Origin of the sequence: Actinoalloteichus caeruleus (assembly GCF_049311605.1) — a bacterium.
Lineage (GTDB): Bacteria > Actinomycetota > Actinomycetes > Mycobacteriales > Pseudonocardiaceae > Actinoalloteichus_B > Actinoalloteichus_B caeruleus.
The window spans coordinates 5,549,175-5,568,186 of sequence record NZ_CP186005.1 but is presented as its reverse complement, the minus strand read 5'-3'; the positions used below and the strand labels follow the sequence as shown (position 1 = coordinate 5,568,186).

Annotated in this window: 13 protein-coding genes; 12 read left to right on the top strand and 1 reads right to left on the bottom strand. The window is 73.9% G+C overall.

The window, feature by feature from the left end; genetic code table 11:
* Positions 1–26: 26 nt before the first annotated feature.
* From sucC to purH, 6 genes are all read left to right on the top strand, one after another.
* On the top strand, positions 27–1,205 hold the full coding sequence (gene sucC, locus ACOJVX_RS22885) for an ADP-forming succinate--CoA ligase subunit beta (RefSeq protein WP_030104420.1): 1,179 nt from the start codon (positions 27–29) through the stop codon (positions 1,203–1,205).
* 8 nt (positions 1,206–1,213) lie between these two features.
* On the top strand, positions 1,214–2,104 hold the full coding sequence (gene sucD, locus ACOJVX_RS22880; RefSeq protein ID WP_026419454.1) for a succinate--CoA ligase subunit alpha: 891 nt from the start codon (positions 1,214–1,216) through the stop codon (positions 2,102–2,104).
* A gap of 185 nt (positions 2,105–2,289) precedes the next feature.
* A complete protein-coding gene (locus ACOJVX_RS22875; RefSeq protein ID WP_422647086.1) occupies positions 2,290–2,943 on the top strand; it encodes a DUF5336 domain-containing protein in 654 nt (217 codons plus the stop codon).
* Between the two features lie 180 nt (positions 2,944–3,123).
* The gene (locus ACOJVX_RS22870; RefSeq protein WP_422647085.1) at positions 3,124–5,247 is read left to right on the top strand and encodes a cell division protein PerM; all 2,124 of its coding nucleotides are present in this window, start codon (positions 3,124–3,126) and stop codon (positions 5,245–5,247) included.
* 222 nt (positions 5,248–5,469) lie between these two features.
* Positions 5,470–6,075 (top strand): phosphoribosylglycinamide formyltransferase, encoded by a 606-nt coding sequence (gene purN, locus ACOJVX_RS22865; protein WP_026419452.1) that lies wholly within the window; start codon positions 5,470–5,472, stop codon positions 6,073–6,075.
* The gene (purH, locus tag ACOJVX_RS22860; protein ID WP_051712967.1) at positions 6,072–7,676 is read left to right on the top strand and encodes a bifunctional phosphoribosylaminoimidazolecarboxamide formyltransferase/IMP cyclohydrolase; all 1,605 of its coding nucleotides are present in this window, start codon (positions 6,072–6,074) and stop codon (positions 7,674–7,676) included. Before purN ends, purH begins: the two co-directional genes overlap by 4 nt.
* A 378-nt stretch (positions 7,677–8,054) precedes the next feature.
* Here the strand turns inward: purH and ACOJVX_RS22855 are convergent, their stop codons facing one another.
* Positions 8,055–8,804, bottom strand: coding sequence for a hypothetical protein (locus tag ACOJVX_RS22855; RefSeq protein WP_026419450.1), 750 nt, complete (start codon positions 8,802–8,804; stop codon positions 8,055–8,057).
* Positions 8,805–9,080: 276 nt separating this feature from the next.
* On the opposite strand from ACOJVX_RS22855, the gene ACOJVX_RS22850 reads away from it, so the two are divergent.
* From ACOJVX_RS22850 to ACOJVX_RS22825, 6 genes are all read left to right on the top strand, one after another.
* A complete protein-coding gene (locus tag ACOJVX_RS22850; RefSeq protein ID WP_418152931.1) occupies positions 9,081–9,887 on the top strand; it encodes a hypothetical protein in 807 nt (268 codons plus the stop codon).
* 490 nt (positions 9,888–10,377) lie between these two features.
* A complete protein-coding gene (locus ACOJVX_RS22845) occupies positions 10,378–11,964 on the top strand; it encodes a DNA polymerase Y family protein (protein ID WP_422647084.1) in 1,587 nt (528 codons plus the stop codon).
* A gap of 82 nt (positions 11,965–12,046) precedes the next feature.
* Positions 12,047–12,766 (top strand): TetR/AcrR family transcriptional regulator, encoded by a 720-nt coding sequence (locus tag ACOJVX_RS22840; protein ID WP_030104413.1) that lies wholly within the window; start codon positions 12,047–12,049, stop codon positions 12,764–12,766.
* Positions 12,767–12,892: 126 nt separating this feature from the next.
* On the top strand, positions 12,893–13,804 hold the full coding sequence (locus ACOJVX_RS22835) for an ABC transporter ATP-binding protein (protein ID WP_026419447.1): 912 nt from the start codon (positions 12,893–12,895) through the stop codon (positions 13,802–13,804).
* The gene (locus ACOJVX_RS22830) at positions 13,801–15,450 is read left to right on the top strand and encodes an ABC transporter permease (RefSeq protein WP_422647083.1); all 1,650 of its coding nucleotides are present in this window, start codon (positions 13,801–13,803) and stop codon (positions 15,448–15,450) included. Before ACOJVX_RS22835 ends, ACOJVX_RS22830 begins: the two co-directional genes overlap by 4 nt.
* Positions 15,451–15,557: 107 nt before the next feature.
* Positions 15,558–18,902: an error-prone DNA polymerase gene (locus tag ACOJVX_RS22825; RefSeq protein WP_418152927.1), complete on the top strand. Its 3,345-nt coding sequence runs from the start codon at positions 15,558–15,560 to the stop codon at positions 18,900–18,902.
* Positions 18,903–19,012 lie beyond the last annotated feature (110 nt).

The window sequence follows — 19,012 nt, the reverse complement described above, 5'->3', positions numbered from 1 at the left end:
CGACACCGACGTCGCAGGAGACTCGAGTGGACCTGTACGAATACCAAGCGAAGGACATCTTCGCTAACTATGGTGTGCCGGTGTTGCCGGGCGCCGTGGCCGCCACTGCCGACGAGGCCAGGGCCGCCGCCGAGGAACTCGGCGTCCCCGTCGTCGTCAAAGCCCAGGTGAAGACCGGTGGGCGTGGCAAGGCCGGTGGCGTCAAGCTCGCCGACAACCCCGACGAAACCCAGGAGAAGGCCGAGGGCATCCTCGGCCTCGACATCAAGGGGCACGTCGTCCGCCGGGTGCTGGTGACCCCAGCCTCGGACATCGCGGAGGAGTACTACTTCTCCTTCCTGCTGGACCGTGCCAACCGCACCTTCCTCGCCATGGCCTCCGTCGAGGGCGGCATGGACATCGAGGAGGTCGCGGCCACCAAGCCCGAGGCGCTGGCCAAGGTGCCCGTCGACGCCATCAACGGCGTCGACCTGGCCAAGGCCCAGGAGATCGTCAAGGCCGCCAACTTCCCGGCCGAGGTCGCCGACCAGGTCGCCGACGTCATCGTGAAGCTGTGGGACGGCTTCGTCGGTGAGGACGCGACGCTGGTCGAGGTCAACCCGCTGGTCCGCGACCCGCAGGGCAAGATCATCGCGCTCGACGGCAAGGTGACGTTGGACGACAACGCCGCCTTCCGCCACGAGGCGCACGCGGACCTCGTCGACAAGGGCGCCGAGGACCCGCTGGAGGCCGCGGCCAAGGCCAAGGACCTCAACTACGTCAAGTTGGACGGCCAGGTCGGCATCATCGGCAACGGCGCCGGCCTCGTCATGTCGACCCTGGACGTCGTCGCCTACGCGGGCGAGCGGCACGGGGGCGCCAAGCCGGCCAACTTCCTCGACATCGGTGGCGGTGCCTCCGCCGAGGTGATGGCGAACGGCCTGGAGATCATCCTCTCCGACGCCGACGTGAAGTCCGTGTTCGTCAACGTCTTCGGCGGCATCACCGCCTGCGACGCGGTGGCCAACGGCATCGTCAGCGCCTTCCAGCTGCTGGAGAGCCGGGGGGAGGCCGTGACCCGGCCGATCGTCGTCCGCCTCGACGGTAACAACGCCGAGGAGGGCCGGCGCATCCTCACCGAGGCGGCGCTGCCCGGGCTGGTCCAGGTGAAGACCATGGATGAGGCGGCGGACAAGGCCGCCGAACTCGCCGCGCAGGGGGCGTGAGACCAGAGATGGCTATCTTCCTCAACGAGAACAGCAAGGTCATCGTCCAGGGGATCACCGGGTCCGAGGGCAGCAAGCACACCCGTCGGATGCTCGCCGCCGGTACCCAGATCGTGGGCGGCGTGAACCCCCGCAAGGCTGGGCAGAAGGTCGAGTTCGACGGTCAGGCGCTGCCGGTCTTCGCGACGGTCGCCGAGGCGATGGAGGCCACCGGCGCTGACGTGACGGTGATCTTCGTTCCGCCGAAGTTCGCCAAGTCCGCGGTGTTCGAGGCGATCGACGCCGGAATCGGCCTCGCCGTGGTGATCACTGAGGGCATCCCGGTGCACGACACCGCCGCCTTCTGGGCGCACGCCGTCGCCACCGGCGGCAAGACCCGGATCGTCGGCCCGAACTGCCCCGGCGTCATCTCCCCCGGCAAGTCGAACGCCGGCATCATCCCCGCCGACATCACCGGCCCCGGCCGGATCGGTCTGGTGTCCAAGTCGGGCACGCTGACCTACCAGATGATGTACGAGCTGCGGGACATCGGCTTCTCCACGGCCGTCGGCATCGGCGGCGACCCGGTCATCGGGACGACGCACATCGACGCGCTGGCCGCCTTCCAGGAGGACCCGGAGACCGACCTCATCGTGCTCATCGGTGAGATCGGCGGGGACGCCGAGGAGCGGGCCGCCGCCTACATCAAGGAGAACATCACCAAGCCGGTGGTGGGCTACGTCGCGGGCTTCACCGCCCCCGAGGGCAAGACGATGGGGCACGCCGGTGCCATCGTCTCCGGCTCGGCGGGCACCGCCGCCGCCAAGCAGGAGGCGCTGGAGGCCGTGGGCGTGCGGGTCGGCAAGACCCCGAGCGAGACCGCGCAGCTCGCACGCGAGGTGTTCCAGAACCTCGGCTGAGCGCGTGAACGCCGGTGACCGGGCGGTCACCGGGAGCAGAGTGGGGCCGGACTCCGCGGGGCGGAGACCGGCCCCACTCTGCTCTTCGTGTGGAACGCGACCGGGCATCGGTCCGTCCAAGCCCGGTATCGGTTAGCGTTTGGAGCCGATCAGCCGGTTCACGTCCTAGTGGAGGAGACCCCGCCATGTCCGCCCCGTACGGTGCCCAGCCCCCGCAGGCCGGAGGCCCGGCCCCCACAAGCGGAGGGCTCAACCTCCAACTCGTCCTCACCCTCGCCGGGGCCGGTCTGGCCCTGGTCGTCTACCTGCTCGCCTTCGCTGAGGACCTGGGTGGCGTCTACCTGGACATCACCGGCACGGGCGCGTCGCTGACCGCGATGCTGCTCGCCGGTGTGCTCGCGGCCCTCACCCTGCTGCCGGACATGGGCCGGCTGCTGCTGCCGGCGGCCCTCCTCTCCGTGCTGGGTGCCCTCACCTACCTCCAGGTCATCGTGCACCGTCCCGGGGACATGGAGGCCGTCCCGGTCATCGCCCTCATCGTCGGACTGCTCCAGGCCGCGACCCTGGTCGTGGCGTGGCTGCTGGAGCAGAAGATCATCAAGCTGACGCCGAAGCCCGCCTACCCGCAGGGTGGCTGGAACCCGGCCAGCGGCGGGTTCCCGCAGCAGGGGCAGCCCCAGCCCGGTCAGTACGGGCAGGAGCAGCAGTACGGCCAGGCCCCCGGGCAGTACGGCCAGCCGGGCCAGTACGGCCAGGCCCCCGGCCAGTACGGCCAGCAGCCGCAGCAGCCCGGCCAGTACGGCCAGCCCGGGACTCCCCCCGGCGGCAGCGGGGCCTGACGCCCCAGGCCTGGCCGACGACGTCCACCGACGCGGGGACCGGTGGACCACCAGGACGGCCGGACGACAACCGAACAACGTGACCAGGGGAACGGCGGGCCTCGGCCCGCCGTTTTTCTCACCCGAAAGAGCTAGTCTCGTTGGGCTGATCGGAGCACCTTCTCTGTCAGTCTGGCAGACATGATCACGATGCAGACGGCTCGCGCCCGACGCTCCGAGGACGATCAGGCCACCACCCCGGAGGCGGCGAAGCCCGCCGGGCGGTGGGAACGGGTCCGGATCGTGTTCGCCGCCACGAGCGGGTGTCTGGTGCTCGGCTACCTCGGGGTCGCCGCCGTCATCGCCCTGGTGCTCTCGCTGGCCGGCGCGCCGGAGCTGTCGCTGCCGTCGGTGCTGGGCGCGGCCGGTGCCGGCTGGCTGGCGGCCTTCCAGGTGCCGCTCCTCATCGCCGACCACCCGCTGGGAATGCTGCCGCTCCTGCCGACCGCCCTGCTGGTCGCGTTGGTCGCCTCGGCGGCGGGGGCCGCCTGCCGGCGGGTTGGTGGCGCGGGTCGCGCGGTGTGGTGGATCGTCGGATCGACCGCGCTGGCGCACTCGACGGTGGCTCTCGCCCTCAGCCTCACATCCGGCTCGGGGCCGGTGGTGGTCTCGGTCCTCACCGCCACGCTCCATCCCGGTCTGCTGGCGGGAGCGGGCGCGCTGGTGGGCACCGCCGTCGTCGACGGCTGGCACCGCCGGCTGTTCACCGAAGCGGAGGCCCACGTCACCCTCGGCTTCCGGGGCGCGGCCCTCGCGCTCTCGGCAGTGGCGGCCGGTGCCGCCGCCGTCCTCGTCGTCGCCCTCGGGTTCGCGGCAGGGCGCACCGCCGAGCTGTTCACCACCGAGGGAGGCGCGGGTGCGGCGCTGGGCCTCCTGTTGCTCTCCCTCGCCTACCTCCCGAACATGCTCCTGGCCGTCGCCGCCTTCTGCACCGGTGTACCGGTGTCGCTCGGCCAGCTCGAGCTGTCGTTGTTCTGGCTGGAGTCCGCGTCCATCCCGGACGTCCCGCTGCTGGCGGCGGTTCCCGGGACGGGGCCGCACCTGGCGTGGGCGCCGGTGGTGCTCGGCCCCCTGGCCGGCGGTCTGCTGGTCGGCTGGCGATGCCGGGGCGACGCCACCGATCCCGTCGCCCGGCTGCGGCCGGTCGCGGTGTCAGCGGCCGTCGCCGCGACCGGAGCGTTCGCGGCCGCGTTGCTCGCGGGTGGCCAACTCGCCGACGGGCCCTTCGGCGCGATGCGCGTCCCCGCCGGCGAATTCGCCAGCGCGGTCTTCTGCTGGGTCGCCGTGCCCGGCGCGCTCCTCGCCTGGTTCCTCGGCCCCCGTCGGCCCGCCTCGACGGCCGCCGGGGATGCCGACCACTCGGTGACCGACCCCTCGGCATCGGTCACCGGCCCGGCGGGGGGCGCCCCGACGCCGGGCGAGGGCCACGACGGGCTCCCCGGCCGGGACACCGACGACCCGACACCGCCGGACGACGCGGAGGTGGCCGACGCGTCGGATGACGAGGCTGACGGCGCTTCCCCGGATGAGCGGAGGGAGGAACGCGAGGACCAGGCCGACGGGCCGGGTCCGGCTGCGACCGTCGAGGACCAGGTGGCGGGGCACGAAGGCGTCCACGGTGGAACGGTCGCGGCGGCGGACGGGACTGGCGGCGAGTGGCCCGGGGATGCCCAGGCCACTCAGAACGTCCGGGATCCGGCTTCCTCGGCGGTCCCCGGGCCTCGGTGGTCCGGGGACGCCGGGCGGGCCCCGGAGGCCCCCGTGGTCGACACCTCGTCGTCCGGGTCCCCCTCGCGGGCCGACCGGGTCCCCGGCGGCGCCGTCCCGGAACCAGGGGATGGCACCCCCCGCCCCCGAAATCGGGAGGGCCGCGGTCGACGGGGGCGGGGCGGGCGCGGGGAGACGTCGGGCGGCGGTCGGGGCGCGCCAGGGCGGCGTTCCCGCGCCGGTCGTCCGAGGACGACCCCAGGCACCCGGGCCGACGAAAGCCTCCCCGGCGAGGGACACGGCGCGGAGCCCGGCCCGCCCGCTCCCCGCGAGGCCGACGGCCACGACGACCGCCCCGGCTCGGACGGCTGGCGGACGAGCGCGGAGTCCTGGTCCTGGGCGGCGGGCGGGGGGCGCGGGACGCGAACCCCTGCCCCGGTTCCGGCCGAGTCGGAGGACGACGTCCCACGGATCCCACCCCCCGGGCCGGCCGGCGACGGGGCGACGAACCGGCCGGGCGAGCGGGAGCCGGTGTGGCCCCGGGGGGACGAGGAGTGACCGGTGGTTCTCCGCGTCGTGCCCGGGGTCCCCTCACGCCCGGCGCGGGACGGTCCGCTACTACGCTGGGGGCGCTCCTCCTGGGTGGGCGACCGTCGCTGATCAGCCGCGACCCCTGCCCGGGACGGCTCACTGTCCCGCCTCCGGCCGAGCGATCAGGAGAACACGCTGAGCTCCCCCAACTCGGATGTCGACCCCGCGTCCGTCCGGCTCGCACTACCGGTGCCCGCCAGGGTCGTCGTGCTGGTGTCGGGTTCCGGCAGCCTGTTGCAGGCCCTGATCGACGCCACCGGGACCCCCGGCTTCCCGGTGACCCTCGCGGCGGTGGGCGCTGACCGCCCAGCCATCCGAGGGCTCGCTCGTGCCGAGGGCGCCGGCCTCCCGACCTTCACCGTCCGGCTGGGGGACCACCCGGACCGGGAAGCCTGGGACACGGCGCTCACGGAGGCGGTGGACGCCCACCGGCCGGACCTGGTCGTCTCGGCTGGTTTCATGAAGATCCTCGGGCCCAGGTTCCTCGGCCGGTTCGAGGGACGGGTGCTCAACACCCACCCCGCCCTGCTGCCGGCGTTCCCCGGGGCGCACGCCGTCGCGGACGCGTTGCGCTACGGGGTCAAGGTCACCGGGTCCACCGTGCACCTGGTCGACGGCGGGGTGGACACGGGCCCCATCGTGGGCCAGGAGGCGGTGCCGGTGCTGCCGGGGGACACCGAGGACAGCCTGCACGAGCGAATCAAGACGGTGGAGCGTCGGCTGTTGGTCGACACGGTCGCCCGGCTGGCCCGGGAAGGCTGCACCGTGACCGGACGAGAGGTGAACATCCCGTGACCGCTGGCCACACCGAGACCGCCGACCAGGACGCAGACCGGCGGCCGATCCGCCGCGCGCTGGTCGCGGTCTCCGACAAGCACGGCCTGCTCGAACTGGCCACCGGTCTGCACGCGGCGGGCGTGGAGATCGTCTCCACCGGTGGTACGGCGGCCCGCATCGCCGACGCCGGGGTGCCGGTGACCCCGGTGGAGAAGCTCACGGGCTTCCCGGAGTGCCTGGACGGCCGGGTCAAGACCCTGCATCCGAGGGTCCACGCGGGTCTGCTCGCCGACGTGCGCCGGGAGTCGCACCGGGAGCAGCTGGACAGGCTGGGCATCGCGCCCTTCGACCTGTTGGTGATCAACCTCTACCCGTTCCGGGAGACGGTCGCCTCCGGCGCGGACTCCGAGGAGTGCGTGGAGCAGATCGACATCGGGGGACCGGCGATGCTGCGCGCCTCCGCCAAGAACCACGCCAACGTGACGGTGGTGGTGGACCCCTCGCGGTACGACTGGCTGTTGGAGCGGGTTCGCGCGGGCGGAACCTCCCTGGCGGAGCGGCGGGCGCTGGCCGTCGACGCGTTCCGCCACACCGCGTCCTACGACACGGCGGTCGCCTCGTGGATGGGCGGCGAACTCGCCCCCGACGACGAGGGCAGTGGTTTTCCCGGGTGGACCGGGCAGACCTGGAACCGGGCGGCCGTGCTGCGCTACGGCGAGAACCCGCACCAGCGGGCGGCGCTCTACGCCACCGGGGGCGCCGAGGGGCTGGCCACGGCGGAGCAGCTGCACGGCAAGGAGATGTCGTACAACAACTACGTGGACGCGGACGCCGCCTGGCGGGCGGCCCACGACCACGAGTCGCCCTGCGTCGCGATCATCAAGCACGCCAACCCGTGTGGCATCGCGGTGTCCGAACTGGCGGGGGCGGCCGCGGTGGCCGACGCGCACCGCAAGGCGCACGCCTGCGACCCGGTGAGCGCCTACGGCGGGGTCATCGCGGTGAACCGGCCGGTCACCGTCGAGATGGCCGAGCAGGTGGCCGACATCTTCACCGAGGTCGTGGTGGCCCCCGGTTACGAGGAGGGTGCCGTCGAGGTCCTCGCGGGGAAGAAGAACATCCGCATCCTGGTGGCGGGCGCTCCGACGCGGGGCGGCCTGGAGACCAGGGCCGTCTCCGGGGGTCTGCTCGTGCAGACCTCGGACGCGATCGACGCGGACGGCGACGACCCGGCGAACTGGACCCTGGCGACCGGTGCGCCCGCCGACGGGGCCACGCTGGCCGACCTCGCCTTCGTCTGGCGGGCCTGCCGGGCGGTGAAGTCCAACGCGATCCTGCTCGCCAACGAGGGCGCCACCGTCGGCGCCGGCATGGGGCAGGTGAACCGGGTCGACGCGGCCCGGCTGGCGGTGTCGAGGGCGGGGGACCGGGCCCGGGGTTCGGTCGCGGCGTCCGACGCCTTCTTCCCGTTCCCCGACGGCCTGGAGGTGCTGCTGGAGGCCGGGGTCCGGGCGGTGGTCCAGCCGGGCGGATCCGTGCGCGACCCCCAGGTGATCGCGGCCGCGGAGCGGGCCGGCGTCACGCTCTACCTGACCGGCACCCGGCACTTCGCCCACTGAGCCCGGGGCGTGAGCTGGTTCCGACCAGCCGCGTCGGCACGCCTCCCGCTGGGCCGCCGGCGGGAGGTCACCGGTGCCCCCGGTGGGGACAGCGCTCCCGGTGGCGTGCCGACCGTGCCCCGCCGGCCATTCGGGTAGGCGTGATGGCACCCCGGGAGTGTTGGTACCCGGTGGACGGGCACGTCGCGACCTGACGAGGTCGGTCACAGGGACAGCTGGGTGGCTCGCGGGCCAGCTCGCCCGGTGCGTCGTCAACCCCGAGAACGGCACTGATCGAGTGGCCAGGGACGGGTGAGCGCGACGTTCATCGCTGCCCGGCCTCCACCCCGTGGGCCGGATGCCGGTGCCACCGGGGAGGGCGCGCGTGGGACCGGGTGTTCAGCCCGAACGGCTGGCGAGCGCGGTCAGCACCTCCCTGGCGACGTGTTCGGCGATCCGGCTGGCGTGGGTGGCGTCGGCGCCGTCCTGGTCCGGTCGGTGACCGACGCTGTGGACGACCTGCACGACGAGGTCGGCGGCCCGGGCGACGGCATGGGCCTCGACGTCCTGGTCGTACCGGGTCCTCGTGCGGATGACGGCCTCGTCCCCGAGATCGGGCAGCGTCCGGAACCCGTCCTCGCCGGACGGCCCGTCCCGCCGGAGTTGTGCCAGCCAGTCGGCGGCCTCCGCGTCGGCCCTACCGGGGGACTCGCTCCGGTGGCGCTCGAAGGTGACCGCGAGGCTGTTCCCCGGGGCTCCTCCCGTGGCGCCGACCGGCGGTCCCCAGTAGCAGAAGGCCGTGCCGTCCACCAACTGGCCGGGTGGTGGGCCGTTCGACCCGGGAGGGGAGAACGGCTGGAAGTCGGGGGTGCCCGCCGCTCGCAGCGACTCCTCGCTGACCAGGGCGCAGTGGTCCAGCGCCGCCCTGGAGGTCGGGGGCGGTATCGGGGCCGCTTCGGGTTCGGCGGGACGGGAGAGGTACCAGGCCACGCCTCCGCCGCCGGCCAGCAGGACCGCGAGGCCACCGGTCAGCGCGACCGCTCCTCGGAGGCGGCCGCGAGGACGGCCAGGTCTGGGGACCGCGATGGCTCCCCGGGGTGGCGGGACGGCCCTGTCGTGGTTCTCCGGTGGTGGGGGCGGCTGGCTCACGTCACGATCCCCTTCTCCTGGGCGCTGCGGTCCGGCCGGTGTTCACGGTATCGCTCGAGTGATGTCGGGGGCGCCCCTTGACGTCTCCCCCGGTAATGGGTTTACTGGAGCGTGTTCGAACATGCGTTCGAACAACTGGTTGGGGTGCCCGTCGTGGGGTGCACCGACCCATGTCCGCCGGCTTCCCCCCGGTGGCGGTCTCGCGGCCGGAGCACCAGCTCGGCCGCCCACCAGTCGTGTCCGTCTGGTGGAGACAGTCGCCCGGCACGGAAGGGGATGCTGGTGGTCGCCGCATCAGTGGCCTCGTTGAGCGCGATGGACGGGGTGGCCACGGCGTCGGGGATGGCCGTGGGCGCTGGTCCGGGGGCTCCGCGTGTGTTGCCGGTGCGAACGGAACTGGCCGCCCTGCTTCCGTGGGGTGGTCTGCGCAGGGGCAGCACGGTGGCGGTGCGCGGGTCCACCGCGCTGCTCCTGTCGCTGCTCGCCGAGGCGACGACCGCTGGCTCCTGGGCCGCGGTGGTCGGGATGCCGTCCGTCGGAGTGCTGGCCGCCGCCGAGGCGGGGGTGGCCGTGCGCCGGATGCCGCTGGTCCCTGACCCCGGGCCCGACCTGCCCGGTGTGGTGGGCGCGTTGCTGGACGGCATCGAGCTGGTGGTGGTCGCGGGTTTCGCGGGTGTGGGGGAGACCCGGCTCCGGCGGTTGAGCGCCAGGGCACGCCAGCGGTCGGCCGTGTTGCTCCCGGTGGTGGGGCGGGAGCCCTGGCCGGGAGCCGACCTCGAACTGAGCTGCGCGGAGGCGACCTGGCAGGGGCCGGGGCGGGGCGATGGTCGTCTCCTGGAGCGAACGGTGTCCGTGCGGGCGAGGGGTCGGGGTGCCGCGGCGAGACCCCGACGGGTTCGCCTGACGTTGCCGGCCGGTTCGTCCACCCCGGAGGACGCGGCCGGCCGGAACGCCGATGTCCCGGGTGTGAGCCGCGTCCTCGCCGGGAGCGAGGACGCGGAGCTCCTCCTGGCCGGGGGCGGCCAGTGGGCGGGCGGCCAGGCCCGGGTCGTCGGCCCGGGAACGGGGCGGACCGGTGTGTGACCAGGCCCTGGGTGGGCTGGGCGGACGACGGGACCACCCGGCGGGTGGTCCCGCCCCCTCCACCGCGGCCGAGTGGTCCCGGGTGGGCGGTGTGGCCCCACCCGCCCTCCCCGGCGGCTCGGGGGCGCGAGGCTCCCGGCGTTCGCCGACGTCACCCCCGAGTGGAGTCGAGGACCCGGGGGTGGCTGCCGGAGCCGGTGGGCGGCACCCCGAGCGGGGGGGCGGTGCGGTGCCGGACGGTGCTGGTCCCGGGGGAGCGCCCTCGGCGGCCGACTCCGGCCAGGGGAGCGAGGATTCCGGTCCCCCGCCCGGGGCGGCGTCACTGGGAGGTGCGCCGCCGGCCGGTGTGGCCGGCGCCGGGGTGGGTTCTCGCGCCCGGGCTGGCGATGGGTCCCCAGGGGACCGCCCTGGCGTTCCGCCGGGAGGCGGCCGTCGCCGTTCTGACGCTCCGCCTCGGCTGCTCGTGCTGTGGTGCCCGGACTGGCCGGTGGTGGCCGCCGCACGGGATCTGGGGCTGTCCCCGCTGGACCCGGTCGCGGTGTTCTCCGCGAACCGGGTGCGGGCCTGTTCGTCGGCCGCCAGGGCCGCCGGGATCCGCCGGGGGCTCCGGCGGCGGGAGGCGCAGGCGCGGTGCGCCGACCTGGTCGTGGTCGCCGACGACCAGGGCCGGGACGCCCGGGAGTTCGAGGCGGTGGCGGTGGCCGTCGAGCGGGTGGCGGTCGGGGTGGAGGTGGTGCGCCCCGGCCTGCTCACCCTGCCCGTCAGCGGCCCGGCCTCCTACTTCGGGGGTGAGGACCGGGCGGGTGAGCGGATCGTCGACGCGGTGGCGATCGACACCGGCCTGGAGTGCCAGGTGGGAGTGGCCGACGGGCTGTTCGCCGCCGCGCTGGCGGCCCGGCGCGGCACGGTGGTGCCGGTGGGGGAGAGCGGGAGCTTCCTCGCGCCGCTGCCCATCGCCGAACTGGCCAGGGTCACCGAGCTGACCGGGGTCGGGTCGGACGGTTCCTGGACCGCGTTGGTGGACCTGCTGCGCCGGCTGGGCCTGCGCACCGTCGGTGACTTCGCGGCACTCCCGTCCGACCGGGTCTCCTCGCGGTTCGGTGTGGAGGCGACGCGTGTCCACCGGCTGGCCAGGGGGCAGGAGGAACGGCCACCCTCGCCGAGGCGACCACCGGCGGACCTCGCCATCGAGGAGGAACTGGACCCGCCGGTGGACCGGGTGGACACCGCGGCCTTCGTCGCCAGGACGTTGGCGGAGCGGTTGCACCTCGGCTTGACCGCCCACGGGCTGGCCTGCACCCGGCTGGCCATCACCGCGGTCACCGAGAACGGCGAGGAACTGACCAGGACGTGGCGCTGCGCGGAGCCCCTCACGGTGGCCGGTACCGCTGATCGGGTCCGCTGGCAGCTGGACGGCTGGTTGCGCGCTCCACCCGGGGAGCGCCCCACCGCCGGCGTGCGGCTGTTGCGGCTGGCCCCGGACGAGACGTCCCCCGCCGGGGAGTTCCCCCGTGAGTTGTGGGATGTCGGGGGTGGGAGCCGGCAGCTCGACGAGCGGGCGGAGCGGGCGCTGGTCCGGGTGCGGGGGATGGTGGGGCCGGACGGTGTGCTGGCGGCGGTGCTCGGTGGCGGACGCGGACCGGCCGAGAGGGTGCGTCTCGTTCCGTGGGGCGATCCGCTCGAACCCCGTCATGATCCGGGTGCCCCCTGGCCCGGGCGGCTTCCGCCGCCCTCGCCGACGGTGGTGCCGGTGCCTCCGACGCCGGCCGGGCTCCGCGCCGAGGGCGGCGAGCCGGTCGGAGTGACGGGGAGGTACGTCCTGACCGGAGCGCCCGCCGTGCTGGTGGTCGAGGGGGAGCGGGAACGCGAGGTCGTGGGATGGGCCGGCCCGTGGCCGGTGGAGCAGCGGTGGTGGTCCGCCGACGGTGGTCGGGAGGCCCGGCTCCAGCTCGTCACCCTCGCGCCGGCGGGGAATGGCGCGGGGTCGTCGAACGACCAGGGGGCCGGGGAGGACCAGGAGGCGTTCCTCCTGGTCAGGTCGGGTGGTTCCTGGTTCGTCGAGGGGCGGTACGAGTGAGCCGGGGCTGGCCACCCTCGTGTCGGGAGGGACGGCGACCGGGGTTCGCGCACGGGCTGAACATGTGGTTAGTCTACTGAACATGCGTTCAGGCACATCGGGTGAGCACTCGAAACGTGGCCAGGTGCCACCGGAGGACCTCACCACCAGGGCACGGATCCGGGACACGGCGATCCGGTTGTTCGGGCGCTCCGGCTTCGGGGTGGGAGTCCGGGCGATCGCCACCGAGGCGGGGGTCAGCCCCGCGTTGGTGGTCCACCACTTCGGTTCCAAGGACGGCCTGCGGGAGGAGTGCGACCGGTACGTCCTCCGAGTGGTGCGGGAGGCCAAGTCCACCGCGGTCGAGACCGGGGCGTCGGGGACGCACCTGCTCTCGAACCTCGCCATGGTCGACGACTACGCGCCGACCGCCGCCTACATCGTCCGCAGCCTGGCGGTGGGCGGGGGCCTGGCGAGCCAGTTCTTCGACCAGATGGTCCAGGACGCCGAGGAGTACGTGGCCGCCGGCGTCGAGGCGGGCATCATCCCGCCCAGCAGGGACCCCGCCGCCAGAGCGCGGTTCCTGACGCTCTCCGGGGTCGGGATGCTCCTGCTGGAGGCCAACCTTCGAGGACCGGACGTCGACATCGGCGAGGTGTTCCGGGACTTCGCCGCGTGGTCCACGCTGCCGTCCCTGGAGGTCTACACCGAGGGGTTGTTCGCCAACCGGACGTTCCTCGACTCCTACCTGTCCGCCTTCCCCAACGAACGGGACAAAACGGCCACCGACGGCGGGGGCGAACCCGGTGCCGGTGCCGGGTGAGAACACCCGGCCGGGCCGGACGGACCGCTTCCCGCCTCCCCCCGCGCCAGGACCACGTCAGCGCCCGAACTCCGGCGCGGCCCTCGGGCGCCCACGACCAGAACCAGCGGAGAACAGGGTGACGCCATGACCACCGCCATCGACATCCACCGGCTCAGCAAGTCCTTCGGGGCCGTGCGGGCCCTCGACGAACTGGAGATGACGGTCCGCCCCGGCGAGGTGGCCGGCTTCCTCGGCCCCAACGGGGCCGGCAAGTCCACCACCATCCGGGTCCTGCTCGGGCTGCTGCGCGCCGACTCCGGCCGGGTCCGGGTGCTCGGCGCCGACCCGTGGGCCGACGCCGTCGAACTGCACCGCCGCATCGCCTACGTCCCCGGTGACGTGAACCTCTGGCCCGGCCTGACCGGGGGAGAGGCGATCGACCTGTTCTGCCGGCTGCGGGGCGGCGTCGACCCCCGACGCCGCGCCGCGCTGGTCGAACGGTTCGAACTGGACCCGACCAAGAAGGGGCGGACCTACTCCAAGGGCAACCGGCAGAAGGTGGCGCTGGTGGCCGCGTTGGCCTCCGACGCCGAACTGCTCGTCCTCGACGAGCCGACCTCCGGTCTGGACCCGCTGATGGAGGTCGTCTTCCAGCAGTGCGTCGCCGAGGCCAAGGCCGAGGGGCGGACCGTGCTCCTCTCCAGCCACATCCTCGCCGAGGTCGAGAAGCTCTGCGACACGGTGACGATCATCAGGGCCGGTCGGACCGTGCGGAGCGGGACGCTCACCGAACTCCGCCACCTGACCAGGACCTCGATCACGGTGGCCACCGAACACGACGGCACCTCGGTGGCCGCCCTCAGCGGAGTGCACGACCTGCGGGAGCGCTCGGGCACGCTCGTGTTCGACGTCGACAACGACGACCTCGACCGGGTGATGCGACATCTGGCGGGGCTCGGCATCCGCAGTCTCGTCAGCAGCCCACCCTCGTTGGAGGAGCTGTTCCTGCGGCACTACGGCGACGAGGCCGCCCTCGCCGGAGGAGGCCGTCGATGAGCACCGGAGCGGTACTGGCCGCCGGCCGGTCTCCCCGCACCCAGGTCGGCGCGTTCGTCGGCACCTCGACGCTGACCCGGTTCACCCTGCGGTTGGACCGCGTCCGGATCCTCGTGTGGGCCCTCGTGCTCGGCGTCCTGCCGGCGTCCTTCCTCCCCGCGTTGGAGGACCTGATGCCCACCCAGGAGGACCGGCAACTCCGCGCCGAGCTGATCCGCGGCCCGGCGGCGGTGGTGATGAGCGGACCGGGGTACGGGCTGGACGACTACACCTACGGAGCGATGGTCGCCAACGAGATCGGCCTGCTCGCCGTGGTCGCCGCTGCGATCATGAGCATCCTGCTGGTGGTGCGGCACACCAGGACCGAGGAGGAGACCGGGCGGGCCGAACTCGTGCGGGCCAACGTCGTGGGCCGGCGGGCCGGGCTCACCTCGGCCCTGATCAGCGCCGTGGTCGCCAACCTCGCGGTCGGGCTGCTCCTCACGGTGGGGCTGACCGCGGGTGGCCTGGGCGCGGTCGACTCCCTGGCCTTCGGCGCCGGGGTCGCCGCCGTCGGGCTCGTCTTCGCCGGTGTCGCCGCGCTCACGGCGCAGCTCAGCGAGCACGCCAGGGCCTCGACCGGCCTGGCGATGGCCTTCCTCGGTGTCTCCTTCGCCCTCCGGGCCGTCGGCGATGTCACCGAGCTGGAGAGCGGCAGCCCGCTGACCTGGCTCTCCCCCCTGGGGTGGGCGCAGGCCACCCGGGTCTTCGTCGACCTCCGGTGGTGGCCGCTGGCGCTGTGCCTGGGGCTGGCGGTCCTCACCACCGCCCTCGCCTTCCTGCTGCTCGGCCGCCGGGACGTGGGGGCGGGACTGGTGCGCCCCCGGCCGGGCCGCGCCGCCGGGCACCCGCTGCTGGCGGGGCCGTTCGCCCTCACCTTCCGACTGCACCGGGCCGGCCTGACCGCCTGGGGCGTCGCGGTGCTCCTCGGCGGCCTGGCCTTCGGGGCGTTGACCGACTCCGTGGCAGAGGCGCTGGTGGACAACGAACTGCTCGCCAGGACCGTCATGGCCGGGGGCGGCGACGACCTCGTCGACGGGTTCCTCGCGGCGATGCTCGGCTACCTGGCGATGGCGGTGGGCGCCTACGCGGTGTCCTCGGTGCTGCGGCTGCGCGCGGAGGAGACCTCGGGGCGGCTGGAGCCGCTGCTCGCCGCGCCGGTCTCCCGGTGGCGGTGGCTGGGAGCTGGCCTGGCGGTGAGTGCGCTGAACTGCGTGGTTCTCCTGGCCCTGGCCGGACTCGGCACCGGGGTGTCCTCGGCCGTCGTCACCGGTGACGCCGGACTGGTACCAGCGCTGCTGGGGGCCGCGCTGGCCTTCCTGCCGGCGGTCCTGCTCATCGCGGGGGTAGCGGCCCTCCTCCTCGGGCTGGCCCCGAAGGCGCTCGGCCTGGCCTGGCTGGTGGTGGCGTACGCGCTCCTGGTCGGGCTGCTCGGACCGTTGCTGAACCTGCCGGCGGCGGCGGCCGACCTCTCGCCGTTCAGCCACGTCCCGGCACTGCCGGCCGTTGAGCTGGCCCTGGCTCCCCTGGTCTGGCTCACCGGGCTGGCCCTGGTGTCGCTGCTCGCCGGGATGGCGGGTTTCCGACGGCGGGACGTGCCCGCCTAGGGCCGGACGTGCCCGGGTGCCCGGTCAAGGGGGAGCGGGCACCCGGGACTGCGAGTGGCCGGGGCTGACGCCCGGCGTGCGGAACGGATCGAGGGAGGAGGACGAGGATGAGCTGGCACAACCCACCGATGCCGTGGCCGGAGCTGGAACGGCGCCTGTCCGGCAGGTTCACCGAGGACGAGCTGGCCCCGGACGGGCGAGACGATCCGGCCCGGGCACGCCGGCACCCCCGGGTGGAACGGGAGCGCCCGCCCACCCGGTCGGCCGTCCCCCACCCCTACGCCGAGCTGCACTGCCACTCGAACTTCAGCTTCCTCGACGGCGCCAGCCACCCGGAGGAACTGGTGGCGGAAGCCGTCAGGCTCGGGTTGGAGGCGTTGGCCGTCACCGACCACGACGGTCTGTACGGGGTGGTGCGGTTCGCCGAGGCGGCGGCCGCCGCCGGGTTGCGCACCGTCTTCGGGGCGGAACTCAGCCTGGGGCTCACCCAACCCGGCGGCGGTGTGCCCGATCCCGACGGCCAGCACCTGTTGGTGCTGGCCAACGGCCCCGAGGGGTACCGGCGGTTGTCCTCGGCCATCACCGAAGCCCACCTGGCCGGCGGGCGGAAGGGGCGACCGGTCTACGACCTCGACCAGCTGGCCGAGGCCGCCGGCGGCCACTGGACCGTGCTCACCGGGTGCAGGAAGGGCTCGGTCCGGTCCGCCCTGACCGGGGAGGGCGTCCCGGCGGCCGACCGGGAACTGGGGAGGCTGGCCGAACTCTTCGGCGCCGACCGGGTCGCCGTCGAACTGTTCGACCACGGTGGCCCGGCCGACACCGCCCACAACGACGCCCTGGTCTCGCTGGCCGAGCGGCGTGGCCTGCGGGCGGTGGCCACCAACGCGGTGCACTACGCCACCCCGTCCCGGTGGCCGTTGGCCGCCGCCACGGCGGCGATCCGCGCCCGGCGGACCCTCGACGAGATGGACGGCTGGCTGCCCCCCGCCGGCACCGCGCACCTGCGGTCCGGGGCGGAGATGGCCGCCCGGTTCGCCCGGTACCCCTGGGTCGTGCGTGGCGCCGCCGAGCTGGCCGCCGAGTCCGCCTTCGACCTGAGCCTCGTCGCCCCCCGGTTGCCCCCGTTCGACGTGCCGCCCGGCCACGACGAGGACAGCTGGCTCCGGGAACTGGTCCACAGGGGAGCGGCGCGCAGGTTCGGCACCAGGCGGGAGGCGCCGGAGGCGTACCGCCAGATCGAGCACGAACTCGGCGTGATCGCCACGCTCGGGTTCCCCGGGTACTTCCTCGTGGTCCACGACATCGTCTCGTTCTGCCGGGACAACGACATCCTCTGCCAGGGCCGGGGGTCCGCCGCGACCTCGGCGGTCTGCTACGCGCTGGGTATCACCAATGTGGACGCCGTCCGCTACCAGCTGCTGTTCGAACGTTTCCTCTCCCCGGAACGGGAGGGGCCGCCCGACATCGACCTGGACATCGAGTCCGACCGCCGCGAGGAGGTCATCCAGTACGTCTACCGCCGGTACGGCCGACGGCACGCCGCGCAGGTGGCCAACGTCATCACCTACCGGGTGCGGTCCGCCGTCCGGGATTCGGCCCGCGCGCTGGGTTTCTCCCCCGGGCAGCAGGACGCCTGGAGCAAACAGCTCGACCGGTGGGGTTCGGTCCGCGACGCGGCTCGGGAGACCGACTTGCCCGAACGGGTGCTCGACCTGGCCACCCAGCTGGAGGGGTTCCCCCGCCACCTCGGCATCCACTCCGGCGGCATGGTCATCTGCGACCGGCCGGTGGGGGAGGTGTGCCCGGTGGAGTGGGCGAGCATGGCGGACCGGACGGTGCTCCAGTGGGACAAGGACGACTGCGCCGCCGTCGGGCTGGTCAAGTTCGACCTGCTCGGCCTCGGCATGCTCTCCGCGTTGCACTACGCGATCGACCTGGTCGAGGCCCACCACGGGGTTCGGGTCGACCTGGGGGCCCTGGACCTGGCGGACCCCGCCGTCTACGACATGCTGTGCCGGGCCGACTCGGTCGGGGTCTTCCAGGTGGAGAGCCGGGCGCAGATGGCGACGCTGCCCCGCCTGCGACCCCGGGAGTTCTACGACCTCGTCGTCGAGGTGGCGTTGATCCGGCCGGGACCGATCCAGGGCGGTTCGGTGCACCCCTACATCCGCCGTCGCAACGGCGAGGAGGACTGGGACTACGAACATCCGCTGCTGGAACCAGCCCTGCGCAAGACCTTGGGGGTTCCCCTGTTCCAGGAACAGCTGATGCGGATCGCGGTGGACGTGGCGGGGTTCTCCGCCGCCGAGGCGGACGAGCTGCGGCGGGCGTTGGGCGCGAAACGGTCCGAAGCCAGGATGGCCAGGCTCCGCGACCGGCTCTTCGAGGGCATGGCCGTCAACGGGATCACCGGGGAACTCGCCGAGCGGATCTACCAGCGACTGCTCGCCTTCGCCAACTTCGGTTTCCCCGAGAGCCACTCGTTGAGCTTCGCGCACCTCGTCTTCGCCAGCGCCTGGTTCAAGCTGTACTACCCGGCGGCGTTCTGCGCGGCCCTGCTACGGGCCCAACCCATGGGTTTCTACTCGCCGCAGTCCCTGGTGGCCGACGCCCGCCGGCACGGGGTGCGGGTGTTGGGGCCGGACATCAACGCCAGCCTCCCGCACGCCTCCCTGGAGGGAGGGCGCCGGGGAGCGGAGCCCAGCACCGGGGGAGCCGGCCCGGACCCGACCACCGGGCCGGCACAGGGGCCCGCCGTCCGCCTCGGGCTCGCCTCGGTGCGGACCATCGGGCAGGAACTGGCGGAACGGATCCACGCGGAACGGGACGCCCACGGCCCCTACCGTTCCCTGACCGACCTGGGGAGGCGGGTGCGGCTGACGGCCCCCCAACTGGAGGCCCTGGCGACGTCGGGGGCGGCGGGCTGCTTCGGGGTGGACCGCCGGCAGGCGTTGTGGTCGGCGGGGGCGGCGGCGGGCGAACGCCCGGGCCAGTTGCCCGGGCTGGCCGGCGGGGTGGACGCGCCAGCGCTGCCGGGGATGGACGAGGTCGACCTGGCCGTCGCCGACGTGTGGGCGACCGGGGTGTCCCCGGACAGCTACCCGGTCCAGTTCGTCCGCGAACACCTGACCGGGCTGGGCGCGCTGCCGACCGGCGGGTTGTCGGACGTGGAGTCCGGGACCCGCGTGCTGGTGGGCGGGGCGGTGACCCACCGGCAACGGCCCGCGACGGCCGGCGGGGTGACCTTCCTGAACCTGGAGGACGAGAGCGGGATGGTCAACGTGGTGTGCTCACCCGGGCTGTGGTCCCGGTACCGGAAGGTCGCGGTGACCAGTCCCGCGATGCTGGTGCGGGGGGTGGTGGAGAACGCCAACGGAGTGGTCACCCTCCAGGCGGACCGGCTCCAGCCGCTCATCCTGCGGGTGCCGTCCACCTCCCGCGACTTCCACTGAGGGCCACGCCGGGCCCACTCGTCGCGCGGCGGCTGGTCGATGACCGGCCGGTGACCACGACGTGGCGGCACCTGCCCGGGGGTGGGGCGGGTCGGGTCCCGGACAGCCGT

What these genes read in the sequence shown, in the direction of transcription:
- ACOJVX_RS22840 (WP_030104413.1), top strand. Translation starts at nt 12,047, where the DNA reads ATGCGTTCAGGCACATCGGGTGAGCACTCGAAACGTGGCCAGGTGCCA.
- ACOJVX_RS22850 (WP_418152931.1), top strand. Translation starts at nt 9,081, where the DNA reads ATGCTGGTGGTCGCCGCATCAGTGGCCTCGTTGAGCGCGATGGACGGG.
- ACOJVX_RS22830 (WP_422647083.1), top strand. Translation starts at nt 13,801, where the DNA reads ATGAGCACCGGAGCGGTACTGGCCGCCGGCCGGTCTCCCCGCACCCAG.
- ACOJVX_RS22825 (WP_418152927.1), top strand. Translation starts at nt 15,558, where the DNA reads ATGAGCTGGCACAACCCACCGATGCCGTGGCCGGAGCTGGAACGGCGC.
- ACOJVX_RS22835 (WP_026419447.1), top strand. Translation starts at nt 12,893, where the DNA reads ATGACCACCGCCATCGACATCCACCGGCTCAGCAAGTCCTTCGGGGCC.
- sucD (WP_026419454.1), top strand. Translation starts at nt 1,214, where the DNA reads ATGGCTATCTTCCTCAACGAGAACAGCAAGGTCATCGTCCAGGGGATC.
- ACOJVX_RS22870 (WP_422647085.1), top strand. Translation starts at nt 3,124, where the DNA reads ATGATCACGATGCAGACGGCTCGCGCCCGACGCTCCGAGGACGATCAG.
- ACOJVX_RS22875 (WP_422647086.1), top strand. Translation starts at nt 2,290, where the DNA reads ATGTCCGCCCCGTACGGTGCCCAGCCCCCGCAGGCCGGAGGCCCGGCC.